Genomic DNA, 4657 nt, shown 5'->3' with positions numbered 1-4657 from the left:
GCCGAAGCCCCGCCTGCGGCCACGGCCTCCCAAGCCGCAGACACGACGGCTCCCGGGCAGCCCCGCCCCGCCGCCGGCACGGCCCCGGCCCCCACGTCGCGTCCGGCGCACCCCACCAAGCGCCCGACAGCGCCGACGCAACCCCGCCCGGCTACGAAGAAGGCCGCCCCGGCGAACAGCCCGGCCCCGGCCGCTGATCCGCGCTTCGAGAACGGGCCGCTCGCGGTGGTCGACGCCGACGGCGGCCAGGTGCAGGCGTACTGCGTCGGCGGCCTGGTCCTGGACGTGCCCGCCAAGTCCCTCCCCGCCCTGATCGAGTGGGCCCTGGGCGAGGCCCGGCTCGGGCAGCCGAAGCTGTCCGGTCCTGGCAAGGACGCCGACCCGCTGCTCGTGCTCACCGAGGCCGCGCTGGAACGCTACGGCCTCCCGGCCACGCTGACGGAGGAAGAGCGGCTGGCCGGGCGCCTGCCGGAAGGCCACAAGGTCATCAAGCAGCTGGTCCGCGCCGACTGGATGCTGACCAAGCGGGGGTTCGGGCCGTGGGCGCGGATCTACCGCCCTGCCACCGGCTCGGAGCGGGCCTGCGTGCAGCTGTGCATCCCGTCCTGGCACGCGCTCGATGCCCGGCACTGGGGCGAGGCCGGGCAGCTCCCGCCGGCGGAACTGGCCCGCCTTCTGGGCGTGTACGCATCCCGGGTGATGACGCCCCGCGGCTCGACCGCCGTAACCGGCCTGGAGCTGATGACCGCACTGCACCCGCCGACCCGCGCCTCCGCGCCCGACGCGGACGGCAAGCGGCACTCCGAGCACAACCCCGGCAGCCTGGGGAAGGACCCGGTGGACTGCGCGCCGTGTGAGGCCCCCGACGGGCACCCGCTGCTGAAGGACCTGCCGCGCTTCCACGTCCGCGGCCCGGCGGAGAAGCTGTTCGAGGAGGCGTACGACTGGGCACGGCCGCTCACCGATGCCGAATGCCTGCGCCGCAACCTGGTCGGCATCGACGTGAACATGGCCTTCGCCGCCGGCGCCAACGGCCTGATCGTGGGACTCGGCGCGCCCACCCACGTCAAAGCGCCGGCATTCGACCCGAAGCTGCCCGGCTCGTGGCTGGTCGACCTCTCCCACGTCGACCTGTCGAGGGTGAAGGCGGGCAAGGAGTGGGTGGAGCTGGACGGCGGCCTGCTGCCCAGCCCGTTCACCCCCAAGGGCGAACGCCCCCAGGGCCCGGCCTGGTACGCGACCCCCACCGTCGCCTACGCCCAGGAACTCGGCTACGACGTCGCACCGGTCGAAGCCTGGGTCCGTTACGAGAACGGCCGCTACCTGGACGCCTGGTACCAGCGGCTGCGCGACGCGTACCTCACCACCATGGCCGACCTGGGCGTGCCCGCCGACCTGCCGCCGGAGCAGTTCCTGGCGGCGATGGACGGCCACCGGCAGCGTGACCCGCAGCTGGCAGTCGTGGTCTCCGCGATCAAAGCGACGGTGAAGGGCGGCCTGGGCAAGCTGCGCGAGCGGCCCCGGGGGGAGGGCTGGCGGCCCGGCCAGCCATGGCGGGCCCTGTCCCGGCCGACGTGGCGGCCGGACATCCGCGCGGCCGTCATCTCCCGCACGCGGGTCAACATGCACCGCAAGATCCTCAAGCACGCCGCTTTCACCGGACAGTACCCGGTCGCGATCCTCTCCGACTGTGCCGTGTACGCGGTCGACGGGGACAGCCCCCTGGACTTCCTGCCCTACCGTCAGGGCAAGCCGCTGCCGGGCGGGTTCAAGCTCGGGGTGAACCCCGGGCTGGTCAAGCACGAAGGCACCCAGAGCGTGCTGTGGGGCGAGGGCGTGAGAGAGCAGTTCGAGGCCCCGGAGCTCAACCTCGCCCGCTACATCAAGGACGGCACCGTCACCGACCACGACACCGGGGAGTAGACAGGCGATGGGCACGCTCGGGGACGGACTGGACCAGGCGGTGCAGAAGGCGTTCACCCGCCCGATCCCGAAATCGGCCGGCGCGCAGATGCGGTACCTGGTCAAGCAGCACAAAGGCAGAACCAAAGCCGTCGCCGAACTGCTCGGCATCTCCCAGCGCACCGTCGAGCGCTACGTGAAGAACCAGATCAAAAAACCCCGCAAGGACCTCGCGGCCCGCATGGAGACCGAGGTCAAAAAACGATGGCAGCCGCAGATCCGCGCCAAGGCCAAGGAACGGGCGGCCACCGCCACCGGCATCATCATCGACACCCGCGCCCGCCTCGGCTACACCGCCCCGATCGGCTCGACGGACCAGGACCGCATCCGCCACCTGACCGTCGCCCTTCCCCCCCAGTACGCCGCCCGCCTCTTCGACGCCCAGGAAGCCGGCGCCAACGACCAGCAACTGCAGCAGATCGCCGCCGAAGCCCTCAAGGAGGTGTACTTCCAGGACAACGGCCGCCGCGCCGGCCAACTCGAGGAAGTCCGCTTCACCAACATCGAGCACGTGGACTTCGAGCTGTAGCAGCCGACTGTGTCAGTTGGCCAGTGCGCAACCGCCTGGGCCGCGCCGGCGACCGCGCCTCCTGTGAGAACGGGGTGGAGCTGGTAGCGCCCGCGGCGCAGAAGCCAGGCCAGGCCGGCTTCCCGGCGCCGAGTTCAGCGGCGGTTCAGCCAGCCAGCCGAAGGGCGGGTCGGGTGTCGGGGACTGGGGCGTCCTCGCCGCCGTCCGGGTCTGGGTCGAAGTCGGTGCCTGTCCGGGCGTCTCGGGTCCGCGGGGGCCGGATGTCGCCTGTGGGGAAGTTCAGCGGCCACAGGAAGGTGTTCGGGTCCTTCAGGTGGTTGGCCATGTGGGCGAGCGACTCGTAGCCCGCCAGGAGCGGGTGGATGAGCACGGTGCCTTTGCGCTGCCGCTCGCTGAGGATGCCCTTGTCCCGCAGCTGCCCGATCGCCCGGGAGACGACGGACTGGGTCAGGCCGAGGCGTTCTGCGATGTCCTGCTGCCGGATGCGGACCAGGCCGCCGGGCTCCTGACGGGCGGTGAGGACGTCGAAGACGTCGCGGGCCGTCGGCGACAGGCAGGCGTTCGGAAGGACCTCGAAGATCTCCGGGTTGTGGAAACCAGGGACGGTGCTCATCGCGTGGCCTCGTTCCTCACAGTCGGGATGACGATCTCGTGCTCCAGCAGCGTCTTCTCCAGCGACTTCACCAACCGCCGCTGCTTCACACTGCCCCACCGGTAAGCGTAGAGCGGGTGGAGCCGGTACACCCCGCGCCGCTCCCTCCAGGTGAAGTTGTGACGGCTCAGCTGTCCGATCGCCCGGGAAACCTTCGACTGCGAGCAGCCGAACTTCTTGGCCAGGCTGGTCTGAGTCATCTGCACCAGCGCCTGGTCGTCGTGGTTGGTCGCCATATGGTCCAGGACGTCGCGCGACATCGTGGAGAACTTGAACTTCCACAAGTTCTCGTGGATCACCTGAGAGGCACTTAGGTGCCGACTGCCGTAGAAGACGTACGGCTTGACGTCCGGGTTCGTGCTGAAGGTGCCGCCCCTTTTGGCGAGCTTCTCGAACCTCTTCAGCAGGTCCCGCGCGGACTCCATGCCGTTGACGGTGTCCGAGGGTGGGGGCGCTGGAGCCAGTCGTGACGCCTCCGTCGGCGCCTCCGACCTGCGCCTCAAGGTCTGGGCCACGGGCTCTCCTTCATGATCGTTCGGGCGCATAACATAGCAGACCTGCCATGTTATGCAGGCGATCTATGCACGCGGCGGGCGTGTTTCTGGACAGGAACGTTCTAGTCACCTACGTGCATACATCTCGCCGCCCACGACCACGATCTATGCACCAAAGGTGCATGCATCGCCCACGTTTTCGCAGGTCAACGCGTCACCGCTATCTGATCTTTAGAGGCGCACCTCTGACCCGTTGCCAGACCCTCCAACCGATGCATGCATCAACGCGGCTGCGGCCCGGGCCAGTTGATGGGTCGCGTTGTTTCGGCAGTGGTTGGCCGCGTGAGTGTCCCGGAGGTCTATAGCGCAGCACGGGTGCTCCCTCAGGGGTTCGGTCTCATTCGTGACACGTGTGCGGTCTGCGCGCTGTCATGAGTGAGGCCGCGCGCTGCCAGGGCGTGGCCGGAGGGTCCCGCGAGATGCTCTGGGAGGCGGTGGGTGATGCCAGGACAGGGGAAGCCGACTGCCTTCGCTCGCCGGAGCTGGGTGACCCCCCGGGACCAGTAATGGGGGGTGATCGGAAACCGGTCCCGCTCCCTCAATGGTGCTGCTACCCGAGTCCAGAGTCTATCTCCACCCCAAAGTGAATCACATATCCCCTGAAAGCTCTCGGAGCCGAGGCCGAAATTCTCCCACCGCTGCCCTATGGCCACCCGAAAACAGCCTGACGTCCAGTCACCTCACCCCGCACTCCCTCCGCCCGGCCCCCACAATTTCCCCGACTGCCCGCCCCTTGCTCTTGTAGCCAAGGGCCCGCATATGCGGGCCCTTGGCGGGGGAGCGCAGCGACTCCGCCTGGCTGGTCCGGAGCGCAGCGGGGGACCAGCCGGTGTGGGGCGCAGCCCCACACCGCTCCGGGAGCGCAGCGGACGGAGCATCAACCCGGGAGCGCAGCGGACGGGTTGGTGTGGGACGCGCAGCGTCCCACCCGCGTTCCCGCGGAGCGGGAACGCACTGGCT

At 69.5% G+C, this 4657-nt stretch carries 4 protein-coding genes; 2 read left to right on the top strand and 2 right to left on the bottom strand.

Annotated elements, in window-relative coordinates:
• Positions 1-1923: telomere-associated protein Tap (gene tap / locus ITI46_RS33320; protein ID WP_209243683.1), on the top strand; the 1923-nt coding region annotated here is incomplete at its 5' end.
• A gap of 7 nt (positions 1924-1930) precedes the next feature.
• Positions 1931-2491: a telomere-protecting terminal protein Tpg gene (gene tpg / locus ITI46_RS33315; RefSeq protein ID WP_209243682.1), complete on the top strand. Its 561-nt coding sequence runs from the start codon at positions 1931-1933 to the stop codon at positions 2489-2491.
• Between the two features lie 145 nt (positions 2492-2636).
• Here the strand turns inward: tpg and ITI46_RS33310 are convergent, their stop codons facing one another.
• Complete coding sequence (locus ITI46_RS33310; RefSeq protein WP_209243681.1) at positions 2637-3104, bottom strand: helix-turn-helix transcriptional regulator; 468 nt, start codon at positions 3102-3104, stop codon at positions 2637-2639.
• Positions 3101-3658, bottom strand: coding sequence for a helix-turn-helix domain-containing protein (locus tag ITI46_RS33305; protein ID WP_209243680.1), 558 nt, complete (start codon positions 3656-3658; stop codon positions 3101-3103). Before ITI46_RS33305 ends, ITI46_RS33310 begins: the two co-directional genes overlap by 4 nt.
• Positions 3659-4657 lie beyond the last annotated feature (999 nt).

It is taken from the genome of Streptomyces oryzae (assembly GCF_017676365.1).
Classification (GTDB): Bacteria; Actinomycetota; Actinomycetes; order Streptomycetales; family Streptomycetaceae; genus Streptomyces; species Streptomyces oryzae.
The sequence above is the reverse complement of the archived record's forward strand: the minus strand, read 5'-3'. Positions and strand labels throughout refer to the sequence as shown.

Coding starts and splice junctions, on each gene's coding strand:
- tpg (WP_209243682.1), top strand. CDS start 1,931: ATGGGCACGCTCGGGGACGGACTGGACCAGGCGGTGCAGAAGGCGTTC.
- ITI46_RS33310 (WP_209243681.1), bottom strand. CDS start 3,104: ATGAGCACCGTCCCTGGTTTCCACAACCCGGAGATCTTCGAGGTCCTT.